This is a genomic window from Bartonella numerosa, assembly GCF_037070845.1.
Classification (GTDB): domain Bacteria; phylum Pseudomonadota; class Alphaproteobacteria; order Rhizobiales; family Rhizobiaceae; genus Bartonella.
This window is the reverse complement of the sequence record NZ_JAYMZI010000002.1, coordinates 53,922-75,693: the sequence shown is the minus strand read 5'-3', so window position 1 is coordinate 75,693 and position 21,772 is coordinate 53,922. Positions and strand designations below refer to the sequence as shown.

Sequence of the window (21,772 nt, the reverse complement as noted above, 5' to 3'; positions counted from 1 at the left end):
AACGATCCTTTTAGAACGCGTCCTTCATTTTATTACAAAGAACCTTTAACAACCCATTTTTTTTCTTATACTTAAATTACAAAAAAGCTCTTTTTTGAAACAAATTTTAGACAACATCTAAGCTATTGTTTCGAAAATATCGTTTCATATACGTCTCCAATCGCCGCCGCCTCCTTTTCCAACGGAAAGTGTGCACGAACGTGGGATAAAGCTCTCTTTCCCGCAATCAATGTCTTCTCTAAATCAGAAAAATAAGGCTCGATTGCTGTTGCCCAAAGCTGTGTACTCCCTCCTTCAACGACCGTTCCCGTTCCTTCTACCACCAATTCTTTATAGATTCCGGCATCGCTTGCCACCACAGCAGTTTGGGACGCCATTGCTTCTAACGGCGTTAAACCGAAACCCTCTGTGCGAGAAGGCGCCACATAAAGCGACAAACGACGATACCATAAAGGCGTATCCAAAATTTCACCAAGAAAAATGATACGATCACACAATCCAGCTTCAGCGATCTTTTGGCGTAATTTTTTTTCAAAACCACGATGCTGTGCCGTGGTTCGGCCGGCAATAATCGCGGTCCAATCAGGGTAGCATGGTAGCAATTTCACCATCGCATCCACAAATAAATCTGTACCCTTAGAGTAACGCACGCGCCCAAAACACCCCACTGCATATTTTCCAGAGAATCCAGACGAAGAAAAATGATCATCGATAGTTTTTGGTGGCGAAAAACGCTCTATATCCACTCCGTGCATAATAACGCGATGGGGCACCTCTAGATAAGCCCCTGTATACGAACTCGTGGCAATAACTTTATCCATACGGCGAAGCAACCACCTAGTGAAAAATTTATGGCGACGTTGAGATGCAGACGTGAAAACGAGTTTGATCCTCATTCTCAAAACATCGCGCAAAAAAACCCCACAGAGCATCTCAATATTGCGCCGTGCATGCCAGATACGAAACGGCTTTTCCGTAGGACTCTTCCAAAGCAAAAAAATATCCCTGAATGTGAGGGCTGGCAAATCTTTTGGCAACCCCACACCCAAAGCGGATATACGCACGCCCTGCTTTCTTTGCAGCGGAACGAGCTGAATAATTGTAGACGTCACTCCCGACAAACGCCTCTTAAAGTGAGGAGCAATAACGTCAGTCTCTTTTAAGGATACACGCATAGTATGTCAAAGATAGCAAAATTTCTCGAGTAAAAGACCCGATCCGTATACCATTTCCGTTAGATATACTCGACCTGAATAATTTCATAATTATGCGCGCCACCTGGTGCGTTCACTTCGATCACATCACCCTCCTGTTTGCCAATGAGCGCACGCGCAATAGGCGAAGAAATAGAAATTTTTCCGGTTTTCACATCCGCTTCTTGGTCACCGACAATCTGGTAAATTTTTTTTTCTTCAGTATCCTCATCCAGAAGCTTTATAGTTGCCCCGAATTTAATTCTATCACCCGAGAGGCGCGAAACATTAATGACCTCCGCACGTGCAATATAATCTTCGAGTTCATTTATACGCCCCTCATTATGACTTTGCGCCTCCTTAGCGGCTTGATATTCAGCATTTTCCGAAAGATCACCGTGCGCGCGTGCTTCAGAAATCGCTTCTATAATCCGCGGACGTTCCTGTTGTTGGCGCCAACGCAACTCCTCTTTGAGACTTTCAAAACCAGCTGTAGTCATCGGAACTTTTTCCATAATCCGTCCCTTTCTGTTACGTGGAAGGTTCAATAAAAACACAAAAGGTGGCTCCTAAAACCGATCACTGCTCTAGGAATCCGAAAACTCTCCCCCCCCGTTATACAGCATGGCATTATATAGTACAGCATCCTTGTTTTCCATACAAAAATAATCAAAGAAAGAATACGAACACCTTACCAACTGCACTTAAGCCGCCAAAGCAGACGGGGACCCTAGGCACCCGCAACAAGGGATATATCCGGAAGAAACGATTGTACTGCCTTCTATTTTATCATACCCTAGCGGGGGAGTACTTATAAGAATAGAAGGGTGAAAAATCTTTAAAAGAGCTATCCAGAAAAAAATGAGAAAATTAATATTTTTTTTATATCTTCTTTTCTTTTTCTGTCCACAAGGACGGTTGAAGCAGTGGGTGTTTTTGTTACAGCCAATGTTAATTTCAGAATGGGGCCAAATATGCAGTTTCCGATTCGGAGTGTAATTCCCGAAGGGCGGTCCGTGTTCGTTCACATTTGTCAGAGAAATTGGTGTTGTATCAAATATAACGCCGAAACAGGGTGGATCTCGTCTCGTTACCTCTCGTTCAGAGACGGGGTTGCTCTTTATCACGCATACACAATGTTTTCAAATACAGATTGCGACTATCGTTTGTATCCATAAAGAAATTACGATCGACTTTCTATTGCACCATCATGACAATGCAGATAATCACCGGCAACCATAATTTTTCATCATAGTTAGCACACTAAAAAATCACGCAATATTTTTCTGTTGCCTTTGTTAAAGCAAACTGAGTATTTCTTTAGAGCCACAAGTATTTTACATAAGGGGATTTCTGATAATGAAAAATGGAGTCACAGCAACCGTGGAGGCTCTTTCCGAACTCATTGCCTCAGGTAATCCTCTCTTTAAAAATGGTGCATTATGGACACCTCATCGTCCTATTCGTCCTGAAAAATCTGAAGGTGGGATTCCGTTTCAACTTGAAACGTCTTTCCAACCTGCGGGGGATCAGCCTCAAGCAATTGAAACTTTGGTTGATGGAATTGAAAAAAATGAGCGTACTCAGGTACTGTTAGGAGTGACAGGCTCTGGGAAAACTTATACAATGGCCAAAGTAATCGAAAGAACACAACGCCCGGCTCTAATTTTAGCACCGAATAAAACTCTAGCCGCGCAGCTTTACGGAGAATTTAAAAGCTTTTTCCCGCACAACTCTGTTGAATACTTTGTTTCTTATTATGACTATTACCAGCCAGAAGCCTACGTCGCACGATCCGATACTTATATCGAAAAAGAATCCTCTATAAATGAACAAATTGATCGTATGCGCCACGCTGCAACACGTGCTGTTCTTGAACATGATGATGTTATTGTTGTTGCATCTGTATCTTGCATCTATGGGATTGGTTCGGTGGAAACCTATACAACCATGACCTCAAAAATAAAAAAAGGAGATAGAGTTGATCAACAGAAACTACTTTTTGATTTGGTTGCCCAGCAATATCACCGACAGGACATAAACTTTATCCGCGGTTCTTTTCGTGTTCGGGGAGATGTAATCGAAATTTTTCCTGCACACCTCGAAGATCGTGCTTGGCGTATTTCATTATTCGGCGACGAAGTAGAAAGAATTACCGAGTTTGATGCTCTGACGGGACAAAAAACAAACGATCTCGAATTCATTAAAATTTATGCCAATTCGCATTACGTAACGCCGCGACCAACATTAAATCAGGCAATGAAATCAATTCGAACAGAGCTGACTCAACGCCTCGCTGAATTGAATACAGCTGGGCGTCTTTTAGAGGCACAACGTTTAGAACAGCGGACAATTTTTGATTTAGAAATGCTGGAAACAACAGGATCATGTCCTGGAATTGAGAATTACTCACGTTATCTGACGGGACGAAAACCTGGTGAGCCACCGCCAACTTTGTTCGAGTATATTCCGGACAATACCCTAGTTTTTATCGACGAAAGTCACGTGACTGTTCCCCAAATTGGCGGTATGTATCGGGGCGACTTTCGACGTAAAGCTACTCTAGCAGAATACGGGTTTCGCCTGCCATCTTGTATGGATAACCGCCCTCTACGCTTTGAAGAATGGGATGCTATGCGCCCGCAAACCATTGCTGTCTCTGCAACGCCAGGGCGCTGGGAAATAGAACAATCCCACGGTATTTTTGCTGAACAAATTATTCGCCCAACAGGACTTATTGACCCACCAACAGAAGTTCGTCCAGCTAGCGCGCAAGTTGACGACGTTTTAAGCGAAATTCACAAAACAACTCAAAAAGGTCATCGTACATTGGTGACTGTTTTAACCAAGCGCATGGCTGAAGATTTGACTGAATATCTACACGAACAAGGTATTCTAGTACGTTATATGCATTCTGATATCAGCACATTAGAGCGTATTGAAATTCTTCGTGATCTGCGCCTTGGTGCCTTTGATGTCTTAATTGGTATCAATTTGCTACGAGAAGGTTTGGATATTCCGGAATGTGGTCTTGTTGCTATTCTAGACGCAGACAAGGAGGGTTTTTTACGCTCTGAAACTTCTCTCGTGCAAACGATCGGACGAGCCGCACGCAACGCAGATGGTCGAGTTATTCTTTACGCGGATACAATTACTGGCTCTATAGAACGAGCTTTACAAGAAACACAAAGACGGCGGCAGAAACAAATAGCCTACAATAAAAAGCATAATATTACGCCAACAAGTATCAAAAAAAGTATCAGCGATATTCTCAGTACAGAATATGATGACAACTGTGTTCACACAGATATCCCGAATTTTGTTAAGCAAAATAATATTACCGGCAATAATTTAACGTCCCACATTCAACGTCTTGAAAAATTAATGCGTGAAGCGGCGGCAGATCTTAATTTCGAAGAAGCAGCACGGCTTCGTGACGAAGTCAAGAAATTGAAAAAAGTAGAATTAACGATTATCGAGAATGCATCGACCCACCATGATGAATAACTTTTTTGATATCCATGGTGTAGCTCATCTTCTTTACTGATACTACTGAGTTAAGTACTGAGCGAACAGTAGGTTGCAGATTAAGTGTTTTGGATAGGGTTTGGAGAGTTTGTTGACACAAAAAATTCTAGAAAAATACCGCCACACACAGGGGCCTACTAGCAAGGTCCGGAAAAACTCCCTTAATGAACAATCTTAACATCTCAATATGTGTGAATAAATCTTGACTCCTTTGAAGATTTCGGTAGGATTGGCGGTGGTGCGTAGGGACGCTTGTCCCGCGTAGGTTTTGTGGTTTTGTTTCATAATTTCGTAGCTCAGCTAAACCAAAACGCTTTTTATTCGTTATGCCTAAATAAAATCAAAAATTGTTCAGACTGTGTTCAGTTTGGTACATGTAGGATGCAGGCGTACGATTTATAAAAGGAGTGTTGCTATGGAGAAGTTTACCAAGTTAGCAGTGTTGTCGGTGGTATCGGCTGCGGCTGTTCTGGCGCCACTGGGGGCGGTTTTCGCAGGTACAAAGTCGATTTTTGACGAGCGTTTTACAAGGACGACAATAATCAGTCCTTCCTACCCTGGGTTCGATTATACTCACCCGATACAAACGCAAACCCATATTAGGCGTGAACAGCACAGTGTGCACCGTGAACAAAAAACTCATTCTTATGCTCATACAGAGCATCATGGGCACGTAAATCGCAAATATATACACAATTATTACACGACTCGTAATGACTCCGGGGATACTTTAGCGGCAGGGATTCTGGGTCTTGCTGCAGGTGCGCTCCTCGGGAATGCTTTGAAAAAGAATGAGCAACCAAAAGTGGTTTATCAGGTGTCTCCACAACCAACAATCATTTATCAAGCACCGCCATCAATAGTGTATCAAACTGTGCAACAACCGCTAGCATCTGGCTGGCTTCAATATTGTAAAGAGAAGTATCGTTCGTTCAACCCAGAGACGGGAACTTTTAAAGGACGTGACGGAAAAGACCACTTTTGTTATGCCCCCGTTATGCCCCAATAACTTCTAATCTAACCTGTTAAAGGCATTTCAGGAACTTTGGACGACAAAAAATCGCCTCAAGGCGATTTTTTTGTGTGTGTCCGTTCATTAATCTCTCGCAGGAAAGGATTCCACCGGCGCTCATATCCTATAAAGCTGCCCGGGCCGTGACCGCAAATGAACCGGGTATCATCACCCAAAGGCAGTACCTTTTCCTCGATGGATTTCATCAATTTTTCGTGCGAACAAAAAGGAAAATCCGTACGCCCAACAGAACCACGAAAAAGTACATCTCCTAACAGAGCAAAACGTTCTTTTTTATTGAAGTAGATGACGTGGCCAGGGGAATGGCCAGGTGTATGGAAAACATCAAATACATGCCCGGCAAAATTAACGCTATCACCATCCTCCAACCAGTGGTCGGGAACGCAAACGCGTGCTCCGGTGATGCCGTAGCCCCTAGCACTTTCTTCCACAGTATTCATTACGGGCTCATCATCACAATGCGAACCGACAATTTTAACATTAAGCGCCTCTTTAGCTTGCATCGCCGCTCCCACATGATCAACATGACCATGCGTTACCCAAATAGCCTCCACCGTAATACCAATTTTTTTGATCACTTCCTGAATGCGGTGCCAATCACCTCCAGGATCAACTAAAACACCCGTCTTCTGCACACTATCAAAAAGCAAAGTACAGTTTTGCTGAAAAGGTGTGACTGGAATGATATGCGCACTGAGATTCATCGTTGTATCCTTTTGTAAATTAAGTACTTCCAATCATACAAACGCACGGCCCCTGCACCTTAACAGGTAAAATATCCTGCTCAACAGCCCTATTACAATTCATGTTTATGTAAAATTGAATTTTGTGTAAATTAAATTTTATAAAGATTTTGGAGAACAGCCTTTCAAATCGATGTTGCACATGGAGAAACACTCTACCTCCTTATTATCAACCACCACGCCAATATCAGCGATTTTCTGTTTTGGTTTTCTTCGACAGCGATGGGAAGAAATGGAAATTATCCGATCCTGAATTTTGATTTTTTTATAATAGACGTAATGACTTCCTTGAGAAAATGGTACCGATCTCGCCAAATACTGTATTAAACAAATACCCCTCCCATCCTTTCATGTTAATCACAGCTTTTTCAGGAGAAAGTGATTTCATTCGTGAATTACGAAACAGGAAATAACCGCTTTGTAAGCTCCACTTCTCTAAAACTAAAACATTTTTTATGTGAAGAAATTACCAGCAAAATACAGCTGTCTCTCCTAGATTAATGGGTAGTTTTTGTCTTTTTCACATTTATCTCCGTGTCGCTCACAGAATCTCCGTACATCCTCTCTACATGTAGCCATCCACATACTTCGAATGCTGATATTTCGCGAGTAAGATTAATAAATATAACCTTCAGCCTAGTGGTAATAGCAATTTGCTTTCCACTTTCTCACAACGAAACTGGACTCGTTTAACAGCGGACCGGAGAAAATGAAAGCTTTGATCGGAACCGTTTTTTACAAACAGCACCTCAACCACAAAGCGCTAATAAGCTAATAAAATGCATTCCCCTGGGATTTTTTGCGCACGTGTAAATATATCGAACACTAACCAACGCACAACAAAAGCAGATCAGTGGCTTAGGAACCATATTCATGCGCTTTAAACTGCGATAAACTTTTTCAGACATTAACTTTATACGAACCTGCTTGAACAAAATCCCAGCAATATACAAAGTGCTCCGTAAAGAAAAATCATTTTTCTTTTGTGTGCAGCGAAGACAATGAACAAACACAAATCTTGAATTAAATGTTCTTACACAAATACTTCTGTTCGATGCTGTATATCCACAAATGTCGATTGTTTGCATCATAAAAAATTTTATGAAAATGCACGCACGCCCCACCCCCAACCGATAACATCGTGTCAAACACACTGTGTCGTGCCAACACCACCGAACAGGCAGCTACTTTTCAGAGAAAATCTTTTGCGATAGCCAACAGACTTGGTCAAAAGAATTCAATAAGAATATTGCCACAGAAATCTTTAAACTATTTTCCAAATTTAATGAAAGCGAAATCAAGATGTCGGTGGAATAGGTTTTACCCTTTTTGCTCGCTGAACCGCAGCGCACGACTGGAGGAGCAGTTCCTAATTGCGAGATAGTCTACAAAAAAAGCTCACTACCACGGGCGAAACCCACTATGTATGCAAAGTGGTCACAAAAAAACCACGAAGCAAACTCGTTCAAGACACTTACGCATTTCCCGCAGTCTCAAATAAAGTATACTGCAACGCCTTGTAGGCACTTTCCCCTGCCCAGGCAACCATCTTAAACGCAGCATAATGGCTTTCACAAACTTTGAGAGCATGTACCAACAGCGTTTCAACCTGTATGTGTGATGGATGTACCCCGCCAGCTAAAAGAAGACCCTGCCGATAAATCACTGAATTGTCTCCTTTCCAATAATCAAAATGCCCCAGCAACAATTTTTCATTAATTGCCAACAACAAGCGGTGCATTTCAGATGTTCGAGCATTGTCAATGAATAGGTCAAACGCGCAGGCTAAATGAAGGGCCTCCTGCTCTTCTACCCATGAAAAAGCAACACGGTAATCTGTCTGCGCCCCTTCTACACAAACATTAATTTCATCTTCTACATTTCGCTCAAAAGACCAATCGTACTTATGGGCAATCTGTTCTATAAAATCAACAGGGTGCTCTTCTCTTTCTGTGGCGCAAAATGCAAGCCTCATCACTAATCCTCAACAAATATGAACAACATTATAAAAAGAACTCAATACACCGAGACTGCAGTATTTTTCTACAATGGCAGCCTTTACTCCACACAAACATACATCCAAAATACAGACAACACACAATACCAGAAAACGAAAACGCCCCTTCGGTAACAAACTCGATGATTAAAACGAATCATCAAGCTTCTTCAGTGTATTGATCCAATCCTATAGTGCCAGTCCCCTGATTTAAAAAAATGCTTTTTTACGAAAAACAAGCTCAGGAACAAGTAGATAATCCGCTCTAACAGATTCAAGATTAAGCATTTTTTATTTTTAAGCGCTGCATTGAAAAATTGGGGATATTTTTCCTGAGTCTGTTATTTTTTTTCAGGAACGGTCTCATTTTCTCCTATTTGCGTCTTTTCTAAGTCATTAAGACGCCTTTTCAAATCAAGATTATCAGCATGAACTTTCAGCACAATCTCCCTAAAAGCTTCAAATTCTTCGCGTGAAACAAGATTGAGCTTATTTGCAACCTTTTCAGCTTGCAAAAGAAAAGCTGTTCCCGCTTCGCGCCGTACACCTTGTGCAACATCGGCGGCGTCTGTTGCCAATTTAGCTAATTCATCGAGTATACGATTTGATCCATTACGCATGTGGTTTTCCTTCAATTTTGACTATTGACGTGTACATTGTATAATATATAAAGCACCCTATAACAGGATAACATCGTATTTGTTCCTGTGCACTTGAATGGGTTTTGTGTTCGTTACACAAATTTTTTTCGTGCTTTTTTCTACATTCCTTTTACCATCATAAATTTATGTGCCTGTAAAGAATGAAAACTTTGCCACTACTTTCCTGGCTTGACCATTACGCGTTCATCTGCCATTCCTAGCCATCATATAACCTATAAACGTAGAGCGCTTACTCATGGATAATCCTTTTTGTTCTGCTATTGCTTTTCCCTCTTTCTTGAACCCTGTAATTGTCCATTTGGGTCCTGTATCTCTTCATTGGTACGGACTTGGTTACGTAGTCGGCATCCTTTTTTCTTGGTGGTATGCGCAAAAATTGCTAAAAAGGCCGTCCCTTTGGTACGCTGGCCATCCACCGATGAAGAAGGAAAAGATAGAAGATTTTGTTATCTGGTCTGTCATTAGTATCGTCGTCGGCGGTCGCCTCGGGCAAGTTCTCGTATGGAATCCGGCTTACTACTTCAGTCATCCAAGTTCCATCATCGCCGTATGGAATGGGGGGATGTCTTTTCACGGCGGGCTTGCTGGTATCATCGTTGCAATGATTGTATTTTCTCGTAAAAATAATATCAAAATGCTAGCAATGTTTGATATAATTGCCGCGGGTGCGCCTATTGGTATCGGCATCGTGCGAATATGCAATTTTATTAATCAGGAATTATGGGGCAATGTCGCCGGTGTACCTTGGGCTGTTTGTTTTTCTCAAGATCCCCAATATCTGCCACGCCATCCAAGTCAGCTGTATGAAGCGTTTACGGAAGGTTTTCTCCTTTTTGTCATCTTGTTCCTCCTTATTTTTACCTTTAAAGCGCTAAAACGCCCTGGGGCCGTAGCGGGAATATTTACCATAAGCTATGCAATAGCACGTAGCGTTTCAGAACTTTTCCGCGCCCCTCAAGAGGACCCAAAATGGTTTTCTTCCCTTTTTCATTCTACTGGGTTTACTTATGGTATGGCTTTATCTTTGCCTATGTTCTTTTTGGGTATTTATCTGATTTTTAAAGCCTTTAGACAGCAATCTCTAAAATAATGAACACCCTCAAAGAAAAAATTAAGAAGATTATTACCCTAAATGGACCAATCACTGTCGGCCAGTATATGGCGTTAGCACTTACCGATCCTCAATTTGGTTATTATCAACAAACACGAGCCCCCTTCGGGCGTTCTGGTGATTTTATTACAGCCCCTGAAATAAGCCAATTGTTCGGGGAGATGATCGGTATTTGGGTTCTTGCAAGCTGGAAAGCTCATAATTGCCCTCGCCCCTTCATTCTAGCCGAATTGGGTCCTGGACGCGGAACTCTCATGGATGATATTTTACGCACCGTTAAAAAATTGTGTAGCACGGCATTCGATACTATGGAAGTTTTTCTCATTGAGATAAATGAACGTCTCAAAAAGGAACAAAAAAAGCGCCTCTCATTTTACCAAAAGCAAATCCATAGCGTGGAGAGTTTTGATCAAATTCCCCCAGGGCACCTTTTTTTAGTTGCTAATGAATTCCTCGATACACTTCCCATCAATCAGTATGTTAAACTTAATGGAGAGTGGAGAGAACGCCGTATCGCGATTAACGAAGATGGAAATTTCATTTTTATTTCTGGACAACGTAAATATCCTTCTCCGTGTATACAGCCTCACGATTCTCAAATACCTAACGGAACGATCTTTGAACACGCCCCCTTACGTTACCAATTGATACAAAAAATCAGTAACCGCTTAATGCAAACAAAAGGTTCCGCTTTGCTCATCGATTATGGTGCTTCTCATCTTGCGTTTGGTAATACACTTCAAGCTATCTCAAAGCATAAATTTCGCGATATTTTCGACGCCCCCGGCGAACATGATTTAACATCACATGTTGATTTTTCCTTTCTAAAGATGATAGCCCTCGAGGAAGGCTGTTTTGCTGAAATCTTTGAACAAGGAGATTTTCTCTTTAAGATGGGTCTTCTAGAACGTGCCAAACAGCTTGGAACAAAAAAAGACGCTATATTGCAAAGCAAAATATGCCAAGATATTGAACGATTAGCTGGCCCAGACCAAATGGGAAAACTGTTCAAAGTTTTGCATATGAGCGATAAAAATATACCATTGCCTCCCAATTTCGATTAAAAACGATGGCATACACTTGAATTATTGACATTTGTCTACGATCGTGAGCGGTTTGTTATGAATCCTATCCCCGTTATCCTTGCAAAAGACTCGTCCGGTTTATACACGGACGGTATAAAATATGGTTTTTTTACACGTCAAAGTGGTGTTTCAAAAAGCATTTATGATAACATTGATGCGGAAAAAGTCTCGGATGATTACTCCAAACGTGTTGCCAAAAATCGTACTTTAATCGCCCGTTACTTTGGTATTGAAGTGCAAAATTTGGTCACCGTAGACCAAACACACTCCTGTGAAGTCGTTGTTGTCGATCAAGCTTTTATCGGCGCCCCTCTGAAAGCTGATGCTATCGTTACAACAAAAAAAAATTTGGCTATTGGCGTTCTTACAGCTGATTGCGGACCGGTTCTCTTTTTTGATCCGCAAGCCGCTGTCGTTGCTGTTGCGCACGCTGGCTGGCGGGGAAGCCTGAATGGAATTTTAGAGAAAACGATTTCTGTTATGGAGCAACAAGGTGCCAAGCGACAATCCATAACAGCAATTCTTGGGCCTTGCATTGGACCTTGCCACTATGAAGTAACAAGTGAATTTTATGATCGATTTATTGATTTAAATGATAGATTTGAAAAATATTTTTTAAAAACAAATAAAACAAATTGTTTTAACTTTAATCTATGGGCATTTATTACTGACAAATTAACAGAAGAACAAGTCAAAGCGTCTTGCCTGGAGCTTTGTACTTACAAAGACGAACAGCAGTTTTTCTCTTATCGCCGTGCATTACACCGTAAAGAACCTGATTACGGGCGGCAGATATCCGCTATCATGTTGAAAGAATAAGTCTAATTATTGTTCTTTATAAAACCATTTGTCGTTTATGTGACTGTGGGGGGGTGTTTTGTTTGTTATCATTCTTGATATTTAGTCATAATGGTTCGTGATCAGGTACTTTCTATCATTTTTCTAAACGTAAATGCCATTAATGTTAAAACCTCCCTCATAAAATAATTGCAAAAACTTTTAATCAATATGTACTTCCACCAGAAAAAACTTTTCTAAGGATAATAGGTGAGGTTACGTGTCCCTCTTTAACGACAAGTGAATAAAATTATAACTTTCTTGTGATTGTCTTCTTGCAATTTCATAATAAAAAGTTAAAAGCTGTGTTGTATTTTTGTGTCGTACTTAAAGATTTTTCGAGATTCTTCAGAGGTTCTATCATGAAACTTTTTTGCGGAAATTCCAATCCACGCCTCGCCGAAGATGTTGCAAAGTATTTAAGTATTCCCTTGGGCAAGGCAACTGTGAAACGGTTTGCAGATCAGGAGATTTTCGTAGAATTACATGAGAATGTTCGGGGACAGGATGTGTTTGTTTTACAATCTTCATCTTACCCTGCAAATGACCATTTGATGGAGTTGCTTATCATGATTGATGCTCTCCACCGTTCCTCGGCGCGCCGTATCACAGCTGTTATTCCTTATTTTGGTTACGCTCGCCAAGATCGAAAGCCCGGACCACGCACTCCAATTTCCGCCAAGCTTGTTGCTAATTTGATTACCAAAGCGGGAGCTAATCGCGTTTTAACATTGGATCTTCATGCAGGACAAATTCAAGGTTTTTTCGATATTCCAACAGATAACCTTTATGCTATCCCGAGTATTTCTCGTGATGTCAAAGCACATTACTCCCTTGAAAATGTTATCGTTGTTTCACCTGATGTAGGTGGTGTGGTGCGTGCACGTGCTCTGGCGAAACGCTTGGACAGTTTGTTGGCCATTGTTGATAAGCGTCGTGAACGTCCGGGGGAGTCAGAAGTTATGAATATCATTGGAGATGTATCTGAAAAAAACTGTCTTTTGCTCGATGATATTGTTGATTCAGGTGGAACCTTGTGCAACGCGGCCAGCGCTCTGCTTAAACATGGTGCAAATAGCGTTACAGCTTATACCACACACGGTGTTCTTTCTGGAGATGCTATCGAACGTATTAGGTGTTCAGAATTGAAAGAGTTGGTCATTACTGATTCGATCATGCCTACTGCAGCGATTGAGGATGCACAAAATATTCGTGTTTTGCCGATTGCCGACTTGATTGGAGAAGCAATTGCAAGAACAGCGTCAGAGCGATCTGTCTCAAGTTTATTTAATTAAATGAGAGCTTTTGGGTGTCCTGAGGCTGTTTGTTGACGTTTGTCAGAAGAAATCTCGACATTAGACGACGTACGGATACAAGTGAATTTGAGCTGTTCGAAGTAAACTAAAAATCAGCGAATACGGCTCCAGAGACGTTTTCCATGAAGACGTGTTAGCTAGCAACCGCGTGGCAAATGTGATTTTCTAATCAATGTAGTCTCCTTGTCTTCCGAAGGGCGCCTTGGAGTGTATCTTCTAAGCTTTTCGGTATAAAAAATGGGATTCTAGTGTTTTTTTTCCTAGAGATTCCTTCATAAAAAATAGTCAGAGCGATAATCAGTTTGCATCGAAATTGAAAAAAATTGGTAGTCACTCTTAAAAAAAATACTGCAAATACGGCAACGATAATAAATCAAGACTCTGGTAAATACCGCCATTGAATGGATAGGCTGTTTCGGGGCGTCCATAAATACACGAATAACGCAACTCTATCTGAGCGTCACGGACAACACACAAAAAAAACCGGAAATTCAGTCCGATCTTCCCTACAAGAAGTCTTGTTTTATATGTGGCTTCTCTCACATCTTACGGATCATTTCTTTTTACTTACATGAATGTTTAAGTAGAATTAACATGTTTTCCTTATAAAGCCATGAAGGCCTACTATCCCAGATTATCTTTTTCCGCAATAAAGGGCATTAATTTAGCAGCAAAACAGCGGTAACACCTCAAAAAGTCCAGCAACTACGAGCAATGAAGACTTCAGCAAAGCAGGTTGTAAAGCCGTGAAACGGCCACGTAAGATACTTTAAAAACTTTCCTTGTTAGCTCTCTGTTTCTTGGATATCTTCGGCACGTGTCAATCATATAAACACCCCAAAGAAGTTATTTTACCAAAAAATTAAGGAATAAACAAAATATTCGTTGCAAACTTAACCAAATGCTATGCAATGGCGACACCGGTAAAATCGTTCTTGCATCTCTATTACGCATGATCATTTCCTACATTGAGCATAATTTGTATACTTCATCCGAAACTCTTCCCACTGCAACCGAGTTCTTAATAATTTCCACACCATAAGCCATAACAGGAATGAACTAGCAATAATCGTATTCCGTACAAAATGATATAGCAAAAAAGCACCAGTAGCGTACGTCTATTATTCATTATCAAACCTTTGAGATTAAATCATCGCATGAACCTCAATGCCAGAAAGCTTAATAAATGGCACTGCTAGTTATCATCTGCTACACTCTTTCACAAAAATGATACAGCAAAATTCATCTAATAAAATTGCAAAATCATCTTCTGTCTGAGTCATCAAGCCACAATGCACCTGCATCCCGTTAAGCACTTTATTCGAGAATAGGCGCGAGAAAACATCATTTTCCTAAGCCCAAACCGCCCTACACCAGAATCTACATCGCCGGTAATTTTTCGCGATAAACGAGTGCTAATAATAATTTTGTGTAGGGCTCTAGATTCCGATGCCTTTCCTAAAAACTGATCCCAATCTTTATAACAGCTTCCGCTACCTGGTTATAAATATACGGGGTAGCACTTATTTGATTTTCTAATTTGCACAATATTTGCAACATTCCTCCTCCTTTAAGGATGGAGATCGTGAATTTTTTTCACAACTCTTGAATCTTTAAAAGATTTGAACTATAGAGTGGGCTTCCGCGTGGACACCTTTGGAGGCAACGTGGAATGGAGCGGTCGCTACTTAGTACGGCGTATATCTTTGTATTCGTGCAAAGGCCCTTGTCGGTTTTTGGTGAATATCTTATCATGTAAGAGGACTTGAATTATGAGTAAAAGCTACACTCTTAAGGCCGAGATGCGCGAGCGAGTTGGTAAGGGGTCCTCCCGTGAACTACGCCGCAACGGATTCATTCCAGCAGTCATCTACGGTGACAAACAGCCTCCTTTAGCAATAGCAGTCCCCTATAAAGAAGTTTTTTATAAGATTCATGCTGGTGGTTTTCGTACGACTACTGCTACGGTTGTCGTTGGTCAAAAAAGAATCCAGGTTTTAGCAAAAGACTACCAACTTGATCCAGTTCGTGACTTTCCCGTGCACGTAGATTTTTTACGGATTTCGGCGAAATCCGTTGTGGAAGTGAGCATTCCCGTGCGTTTCCTCAATGAGGATGCTGCGCCTGGCATTAAGCGTGGGGGCATTTTGAATATTGTTCGCCACGAAATCGAGTGCATGGCCCCCGCGAATGCTATCCCTCAGATGATTGAAGTTGACCTTTCTGGCTACTCCATTGGTGATTCTATTCATATTTCAGCGGTGCAATTGCCAGAAGGTGTTTCACCAGTGATTCAAGATAGAGATTTCACCATTGCAACCATAGCAGCTCCCGCTGATACAGAGATCAGCGATGATAGTTTAGAGCAGGAAAACGGCGAGAGTAGCGAAAAAGCTTGATGGACTTTAAACGTTGGAGGGAAGTTTGCATCCTTGTTTGGTGTTAGTCTGACCCGTAATGTGTGGTGAAAGGGCGTATGTGGCTTGTTGCTGGTCTTGGTAATCCTGGTCCGCATTACCAGGATAATCGTCATAATATTGGTTTCATGGCGGTCGATGCTGTTTGCCAGTTTTTTTCTTTCTCTCCATGGTCGAAAAAATTTCAATCCGAAGTCTCTAGTGGTTGCGTAAATAGTGAAAAGATTCTTCTTATAAAGCCTCAGACTTTCATGAATTCATCCGGTCAGGCTATCGGAGAGGTTTTGCGGTTTCATAAATTAGTGTCTAAAAAATTAATTGTCATCCACGATGAGCTCGGTTTACAACCAGGAAGGGTGCGCGTAAAAATCGGTGGAGGAAGTAACGGACATAATGGTATAAAGTCGATCGATTCTCACTGCGGCACCGACTATTGTCGTGTACGACTGGGGATCGGGCATCCTGGTTCTAGAGAGCTTGTCCATCAGCATGTTATGGGAGATTTTACAAAGTCCGACCGCGAATGGTTGCTCCCTTTATTAGATGTGATTGCAAAAAATATCACCTTCTTAATAGATGGAAACGGCAGTCTTTTTGCAAGTAATGTCTCGCAAGAAATGAACAGCAAACAACCCGCTGGAAAGTAATTTTTCTATTTTATGTGTCAAATTGATGTTTTTTGATTCGATTTTTATGAATATTCCTTCTTAAAAAAATTGCTAAATAATAAATGGAATACATCTAACCGAACATTGTACTAGTAGTTGCCGTAACCAAAAGGTCCATCTGAATTTATATTCGGTGATAGTGGGGCATGAAAATCAAATTGCTGATTTGAAATACCGAAAGCATTCTCGTCATTCTGTAATACGACCACACGAGCACCGGTAGGTACACGATCATAAAGATCAATTATATCTTGGTTAAGCAAACGAATACATCCACTTGAGATAGCCTGACCAATTGACCATGCCTCGTTTGAACCGTGGATACGGAACAGTGTGTCCTTCCCATCTTTGTAAAGATAAAGTGCCCGCGCACCCAGTGGATTATCAAAACCTGGCGGCATCCCCTTTCCCAGATGTCCATAACGTTCTGGTTCTCTATCCATCATTGCTTTGGTCGGAACCCAACTTGGCCACTGGCGCTTGCGCTGTACGATGCCCTCACCCTCAAACTCTAACCCTTCCTTACCAACACCAATACCGTAACGCATAGCTTTCCCATTTTCACCGATCAGGTAGAGGAAACGTTCCCTGGTATCTATGACCAATGTACCAGGAGAATACGATGTATAATAGATTACTTCCTGGCGCCAAAATTTTGGATCAATCACCGAAAGATCAACGGCAGGCAAAAAGTAAGGCTCATTTGTTACAGGCCCGTACAAAGCTTGAACCTCTTCTGGAACGTACCAAACCGGTCGAGAAGAATCTGGGCGAGGCGTGGCACATGCAGCCAAAACCAACTGTGTCGCTATTAAAAAGATATGGCGAAACAATATCTTCATATTTTCTCCGATTAATTCATCATTACAACTTACACATTAAGGAAAACTTCATACACCATCAGCAACTAAAGTTAAATTTTATTATGATTAATGTAAAAACTATTCGGAATATGAGGATAAATAGTTAACTATTGCTTAGCAAAGATTTTTTTGTGTCTTCATAGTAACCAGGCACTATAACTCTTTTTTTAATGTGTTATAAAAAATGCTGAGAAGTGTTATCTAAATCAAAACCAAACAGAAAAGAAGGCAGAAGATGGGTTTTAAATGTGGCATCGTCGGATTACCAAATGTCGGTAAATCAACCCTTTTCAACGCATTAACAAAAACATCCATAGCGCAAGCCGCTAATTATCCTTTTTGCACAATTGAGCCAAATACTGGTGAAGTTGCTGTCCCAGATATTCGTATGGAAAAAATTGCGTTAGTTGCCGGTTCAAAAGAAATTATCCCCACACGCATTAATTTCGTCGATATTGCGGGACTTGTACGCGGTGCTTCAAAAGGTGAAGGTCTGGGTAATAAATTTTTAGCTAATATCCGCGAAGTTGACGCTATTATTCATGTTTTACGCTGTTTTGAAGATGAGGATATCACTCACGTAGAAGAACGAATTGATCCAGTTTCTGATGCCACAACTGTTGAAACAGAACTCATGCTCGCAGATCTAGAAAGTCTTGAGCGAAGAATCATACAAGTGCGTAAGCGCGCGACTGTGAAAGATAAAGAAGCTCTAGCAATTCTCCCCATAATGGAATCAGCATTAAATTTGCTGCAAAAAGGAAACCCTGTTCGGTTATTGCTCAGTGATATCTCACCTGAAGAGCATTGCATCCTTGATAGTTTGAATCTTTTGACCTCCAAACCCGTACTTTATGTTTGTAATGTAAGTGAAAGTGATGCCGCTCACGGCAATAAATTTACCCAAACAATTGAAGAAATGGCAAAAGAAAAAAATGCTAAAAGTATTGTTATTTCTGCCGCTATTGAAGCTGAAATCACCCAACTTAGTAACGAAGAAGCCAAGGAATATCTCAGTGCTCTGGAACTTTTCGAACCAAGTTTGAATCGACTTATTCGCGCGGGGTACCGTTTGTTGGATTTGATTACCTACTTCACTTGTGGACCTAAGGAAACACGAGCGTGGACAATCGTGCGCGGAACCAAAGCACCCCAAGCAGCAGGAGTTATACACTCAGATTTTGAACGCGGCTTTATCCGCGCTCAAACCATTAGCTATGAGGATTATATAGCGTTGGGCGGAGAAAACGGGGCAAAAGAAGCGGGAAAAGCTCGCGATGAAGGAAAAGAGTATATCGTGCAAGATGGTGATATTATGCTGTTTAAGCACAATACTTAAAGCACTCTATTAAGCACTTTAAATATCTTAAAAAGCAAAAACAATGCCACCATGCGCTATGATGGTGGCTGTGATAAGGTAAGAAACGATATCAGTCTTTCCAATGCCCCTTATATTTGAATGCTGGGGCATTCTTTAAAGAATCTTTCGTCGCATTAGCAATGATCTTCCACGTGCCATACTCATTTGTCATTTGGACCGTTTCCGGAGAAACAACGACGTAATGTTCCCCTATACCAAGAAAACCACCAACAGCAATAACGATCCCCATAATACTATTTTCACGTAAAATAATATCCTTTACTTCACCGATCTCTTCGTTTTCCATATTGTATACATCTGCACCGATGAGACTTGAAGCAACAAAATCAGTTGCTAGAGGCGCGACATAACGTACAGACATATTTGAATTGACCCGTACAATGCCTGTTGAAGAAACAGCCTCAGGCTTGGAAGAAGCGTTTAAAGGCTGGATATAAACGCTAGAAGCTGCCATAATAAGCGTAGTAGCAAATGCAATTTTTTTCATTTTTTGATATCTCCATTTTTACTTTATGAAACTTCAATGCACTGCGATCAAAATCGTTCCCCGTGCCTTTTATAAGTAAATGTCTCTCAATTGCCTTTGCACTTAATGCGGTTTTACTCTCAAGTGTTCAGGAGGTTTTACAACCCTAATTAATTACCTAATTTCTCAATATTTGATGCGAAAAAACCTTTTCTGAAACTCAAAAAAGGCAATACCCAAGCAAAAAACCGTATGCTTTTGGGTTACATTCTCGAGATAAACTGCACAGCCCTCTTTACAAGTGGCAAACTAAAACCATAATGTACGTACATGACGCTCCACATAGCTCTTTTTCAGCCTGATATTGCCGGTAACACGGGAACGATTTTGCGTCTAAGTGCCTGTTTTGGTTTGCATGTGCACATTATTGAGCCCGCGGGCTTCGATATCTCGGATCGAAATCTTAAGCGGGCAGGTATGGACTATCTCGAGTATGCTTCATTAAAGCGACACGTTGATTGGCAGCGTTTTTTAAGTACCATGAAACACTTCAACCATCGCCTCCTTCTTTTGAGCACAAAGGCTGAAACTTGTTATACAGAGATGCGCTACCAGAAAAACGACGTCTTGCTTTTTGGTCGCGAAACGGCAGGAGTCCCGAGTTACGTCCATGAAGCTGCCGACCACGCATTAAAAATCCCCATGCAAACGGGTGCACGCTCCCTAAATCTTGCGGTGAGTGTTGCTATAACAACAGGGGAGGCACTCCGCCAGATTGGTTACAACCAAAAAACATAGAACCCCTCCGTCCCTCTCCTGAAAAAAATGCAACCCGGTCGCGAACGATGGACCACTCTTTAAGAGAATGAAACCTGAACGCACTACTCTTCCTCCAAAACACCACCAAGAGCCCTGTTTTATTCTCGCCATCGAACGACCTCGACACGCTATAAAAAACTAAACAACAGCCAGCGTACAATAAATAAAAAATGGAGTTATAACTTAATTTTTTTTAACAATTCGCCGTGATTTATTAAAAAACCGCTTTCAACCCATATATTCTCTAATTCTTTGAGTTTTTCCCCTAAAAGGGCGCCTTTCTCTAGGCCCTTTTTTATCAAATCCTCGCCGCTAACAGGAAAAGTTGGAATCTGCCATTTTTGAGCAAGCTGATAAAGCCTGATATAATTCCCTGCCTTTCGTGAAACCTCGCTTTCTTCCGGAACATCCGTATACGCTGCAGCTATGGATAAGGACAATTGATCTAAAACCGGCTGTCGACCATGAAAATAAATCGCTTTTTGTACAAAATCATCCGAACAATTTTGGCTAATTAATTTCAACTCAGCCCATTCTCTCAATCGTGTTTTTTCTTTATTAGATAAACGCAGGCGATTCGCCATTTCGTGAAGACGTAGAGGGTCTGGAGGGAGAAGACTCTCTAACCGCAACAACGGATCTACTTTCCAACCAAGGTCTCGCTCAACTTTTACAAGTGAGTGGATCCCATCGATACCCCACTTTTCTGTTTCCGGAAAAATAAAGTTCAAAACCCCGCTTTGGCGCATCCATAAAAGAGCGCGAATAGGATCTGAAGCAGAAAGGAGTTTTTTCACTTCTCCCCAAACACGCTCAGATGAAAGCTTTTGTAGACCATGTTTCAAGCGAACACACGCTTTCAACCCTTGTACATCAGGCCGCCCTGCTCCATACCAAGCAAAAAAGCGAAAAAATCGTAAAATACGTAGGTAATCTTCACTGATTCGTTTCTCTGCAACACCGATAAACCGAACCGTTCGACTTAGAATATCGTTTAAGCCCCCCACAGTATCATAGAGCCGTCCAGAAGCATCACAATAAAGCGCATTGATCGTAAAATCGCGCCGTTCAGCATCTTTTTTCCAATCACGGCCGAACGCAACTTTTGCATAGCGGCCATCTGTTTCAATATCAGAGCGAAGCGTTGTAACTTCATAAGAACATGACTCAGCAACAACCGTCACGGTACCAAATGCAATGCCTGTGGGAATAGCTTTAAACCCAGCTTCTTCTGCACGTGCCATCACCTGCTGAGGCAAGCAAGTTGTAGCAATATCAATATCACTAATTGGCTGTCCTAACAGTTGATTGCGCACCGCCCCACCCACGACACGCGCCTCTTCACCATCTAAAGACAAAACGCGAAGAAGCGCTTGGATGCACTGATCTTGCAACCAACCGGCATGTCTGAAATTTTGCACTACGCTCACCATTTACCCCTTTAAACAAAATGCGGCCGCCCTTTCTTTCGGACCGATATCCTTAATCAGACTGATATCTTAATAAGATAAACTCTCATTACATTTCTTACTACAACACGCAGAACACGCCAAAAGCGAGTTATCCATACACACGAACACAAAAATAAGTGTATTGTACTTCTTTTCTTCTCATTTTCTGCTACAAATTATAAAATATTCAATATCGTGCGAAA

At 41.4% G+C, this 21,772-nt stretch carries 18 protein-coding genes and 1 pseudogene; 11 read left to right on the top strand and 8 right to left on the bottom strand.

What is annotated here, in order from left to right:
• Window positions 1–122: 122 nt before the first annotated feature.
• Both WCP75_RS01565 and greA read right to left on the bottom strand, forming a co-directional pair.
• Window positions 123–1,175 (bottom strand): glycosyltransferase family 4 protein, encoded by a 1,053-nt coding sequence (locus tag WCP75_RS01565; protein ID WP_336276507.1) that lies wholly within the window; start codon window positions 1,173–1,175, stop codon window positions 123–125.
• A gap of 59 nt (window positions 1,176–1,234) precedes the next feature.
• Window positions 1,235–1,708: a transcription elongation factor GreA gene (gene greA, locus WCP75_RS01560; protein WP_336276506.1), complete on the bottom strand. Its 474-nt coding sequence runs from the start codon at window positions 1,706–1,708 to the stop codon at window positions 1,235–1,237.
• A 447-nt stretch (window positions 1,709–2,155) separates the two neighbouring features.
• Between greA and WCP75_RS01555 the strand changes: the two genes are divergently transcribed.
• From WCP75_RS01555 to WCP75_RS01545, 3 genes are all read left to right on the top strand, one after another.
• On the top strand, window positions 2,156–2,371 hold the full coding sequence (locus WCP75_RS01555; RefSeq protein ID WP_336276505.1) for an SH3 domain-containing protein: 216 nt from the start codon (window positions 2,156–2,158) through the stop codon (window positions 2,369–2,371).
• 181 nt (window positions 2,372–2,552) lie between these two features.
• A complete protein-coding gene (gene uvrB, locus WCP75_RS01550) occupies window positions 2,553–4,700 on the top strand; it encodes an excinuclease ABC subunit UvrB (RefSeq protein ID WP_336276504.1) in 2,148 nt (715 codons plus the stop codon).
• 436 nt (window positions 4,701–5,136) lie between these two features.
• Window positions 5,137–5,730, top strand: coding sequence for a BA14K family protein (locus WCP75_RS01545; RefSeq protein WP_336276503.1), 594 nt, complete (start codon window positions 5,137–5,139; stop codon window positions 5,728–5,730).
• A 56-nt stretch (window positions 5,731–5,786) separates the two neighbouring features.
• Here WCP75_RS01545 and WCP75_RS01540 read toward each other — a convergent pair whose 3' ends face one another.
• The 3 genes from WCP75_RS01540 to WCP75_RS01530 all read right to left on the bottom strand — a co-directional run bounded on the left by WCP75_RS01540 (window position 5,787) and on the right by WCP75_RS01530 (window position 9,113).
• Window positions 5,787–6,458 carry an MBL fold metallo-hydrolase gene (locus WCP75_RS01540; RefSeq protein ID WP_336276502.1) on the bottom strand — a complete coding sequence of 224 codons (672 nt, stop codon included), beginning with the start codon at window positions 6,456–6,458 and terminating at the stop codon, window positions 5,787–5,789.
• Between the two features lie 1,513 nt (window positions 6,459–7,971).
• On the bottom strand, window positions 7,972–8,472 hold the full coding sequence (locus tag WCP75_RS01535; RefSeq protein WP_336276501.1) for a type III secretion system chaperone family protein: 501 nt from the start codon (window positions 8,470–8,472) through the stop codon (window positions 7,972–7,974).
• 362 nt (window positions 8,473–8,834) lie between these two features.
• Window positions 8,835–9,113 (bottom strand): accessory factor UbiK family protein, encoded by a 279-nt coding sequence (locus WCP75_RS01530; protein WP_336276500.1) that lies wholly within the window; start codon window positions 9,111–9,113, stop codon window positions 8,835–8,837.
• A gap of 277 nt (window positions 9,114–9,390) precedes the next feature.
• On the opposite strand from WCP75_RS01530, the pseudogene lgt reads away from it, so the two are divergent.
• The 6 genes and pseudogenes from lgt (at window position 9,391) to pth (ending at window position 16,568) form a co-directional block, all read left to right on the top strand.
• Window positions 9,391–10,270 (top strand): annotated as a pseudogene (gene lgt / locus WCP75_RS01525) (prolipoprotein diacylglyceryl transferase).
• Window positions 10,245–11,330, top strand: a complete 1,086-nt coding sequence (locus tag WCP75_RS01520) for a class I SAM-dependent methyltransferase (protein ID WP_336276498.1) — start codon at window positions 10,245–10,247, stop codon at window positions 11,328–11,330. The pseudogene lgt and the gene WCP75_RS01520 overlap by 26 nt, the downstream one beginning before the upstream one ends.
• A 57-nt stretch (window positions 11,331–11,387) precedes the next feature.
• Complete coding sequence (gene pgeF, locus WCP75_RS01515) at window positions 11,388–12,170, top strand: peptidoglycan editing factor PgeF (protein ID WP_336276585.1); 783 nt, start codon at window positions 11,388–11,390, stop codon at window positions 12,168–12,170.
• A 380-nt stretch (window positions 12,171–12,550) separates the two neighbouring features.
• The gene (locus WCP75_RS01510) at window positions 12,551–13,483 is read left to right on the top strand and encodes a ribose-phosphate pyrophosphokinase (RefSeq protein ID WP_336276497.1); all 933 of its coding nucleotides are present in this window, start codon (window positions 12,551–12,553) and stop codon (window positions 13,481–13,483) included.
• Between the two features lie 1,793 nt (window positions 13,484–15,276).
• Window positions 15,277–15,903, top strand: a complete 627-nt coding sequence (locus tag WCP75_RS01505; protein ID WP_336276496.1) for a 50S ribosomal protein L25/general stress protein Ctc — start codon at window positions 15,277–15,279, stop codon at window positions 15,901–15,903.
• Between the two features lie 77 nt (window positions 15,904–15,980).
• Window positions 15,981–16,568 carry an aminoacyl-tRNA hydrolase gene (pth, locus tag WCP75_RS01500; protein WP_336276584.1) on the top strand — a complete coding sequence of 196 codons (588 nt, stop codon included), beginning with the start codon at window positions 15,981–15,983 and terminating at the stop codon, window positions 16,566–16,568.
• A 110-nt stretch (window positions 16,569–16,678) separates the two neighbouring features.
• On the opposite strand, the gene WCP75_RS01495 is transcribed toward pth, so the two are convergent.
• The gene (locus WCP75_RS01495; protein WP_336276583.1) at window positions 16,679–17,425 is read right to left on the bottom strand and encodes a L,D-transpeptidase; all 747 of its coding nucleotides are present in this window, start codon (window positions 17,423–17,425) and stop codon (window positions 16,679–16,681) included.
• Between the two features lie 262 nt (window positions 17,426–17,687).
• Here WCP75_RS01495 and ychF point away from each other — a divergent pair, with 262 nt between their 5' ends.
• The gene (gene ychF, locus WCP75_RS01490; protein ID WP_336276495.1) at window positions 17,688–18,791 is read left to right on the top strand and encodes a redox-regulated ATPase YchF; all 1,104 of its coding nucleotides are present in this window, start codon (window positions 17,688–17,690) and stop codon (window positions 18,789–18,791) included.
• Window positions 18,792–18,882: 91 nt separating this feature from the next.
• Here the strand turns inward: ychF and WCP75_RS01485 are convergent, their stop codons facing one another.
• Window positions 18,883–19,320 carry a PRC-barrel domain-containing protein gene (locus WCP75_RS01485; protein ID WP_336276494.1) on the bottom strand — a complete coding sequence of 146 codons (438 nt, stop codon included), beginning with the start codon at window positions 19,318–19,320 and terminating at the stop codon, window positions 18,883–18,885.
• Between the two features lie 309 nt (window positions 19,321–19,629).
• On the opposite strand from WCP75_RS01485, the gene WCP75_RS01480 reads away from it, so the two are divergent.
• The gene (locus WCP75_RS01480; protein WP_336276493.1) at window positions 19,630–20,097 is read left to right on the top strand and encodes a tRNA (cytidine(34)-2'-O)-methyltransferase; all 468 of its coding nucleotides are present in this window, start codon (window positions 19,630–19,632) and stop codon (window positions 20,095–20,097) included.
• Between the two features lie 197 nt (window positions 20,098–20,294).
• On the opposite strand, the gene WCP75_RS01475 is transcribed toward WCP75_RS01480, so the two are convergent.
• The gene (locus WCP75_RS01475) at window positions 20,295–21,551 is read right to left on the bottom strand and encodes a CCA tRNA nucleotidyltransferase (RefSeq protein WP_442894934.1); all 1,257 of its coding nucleotides are present in this window, start codon (window positions 21,549–21,551) and stop codon (window positions 20,295–20,297) included.
• Window positions 21,552–21,772: the final 221 nt, after the last annotated feature.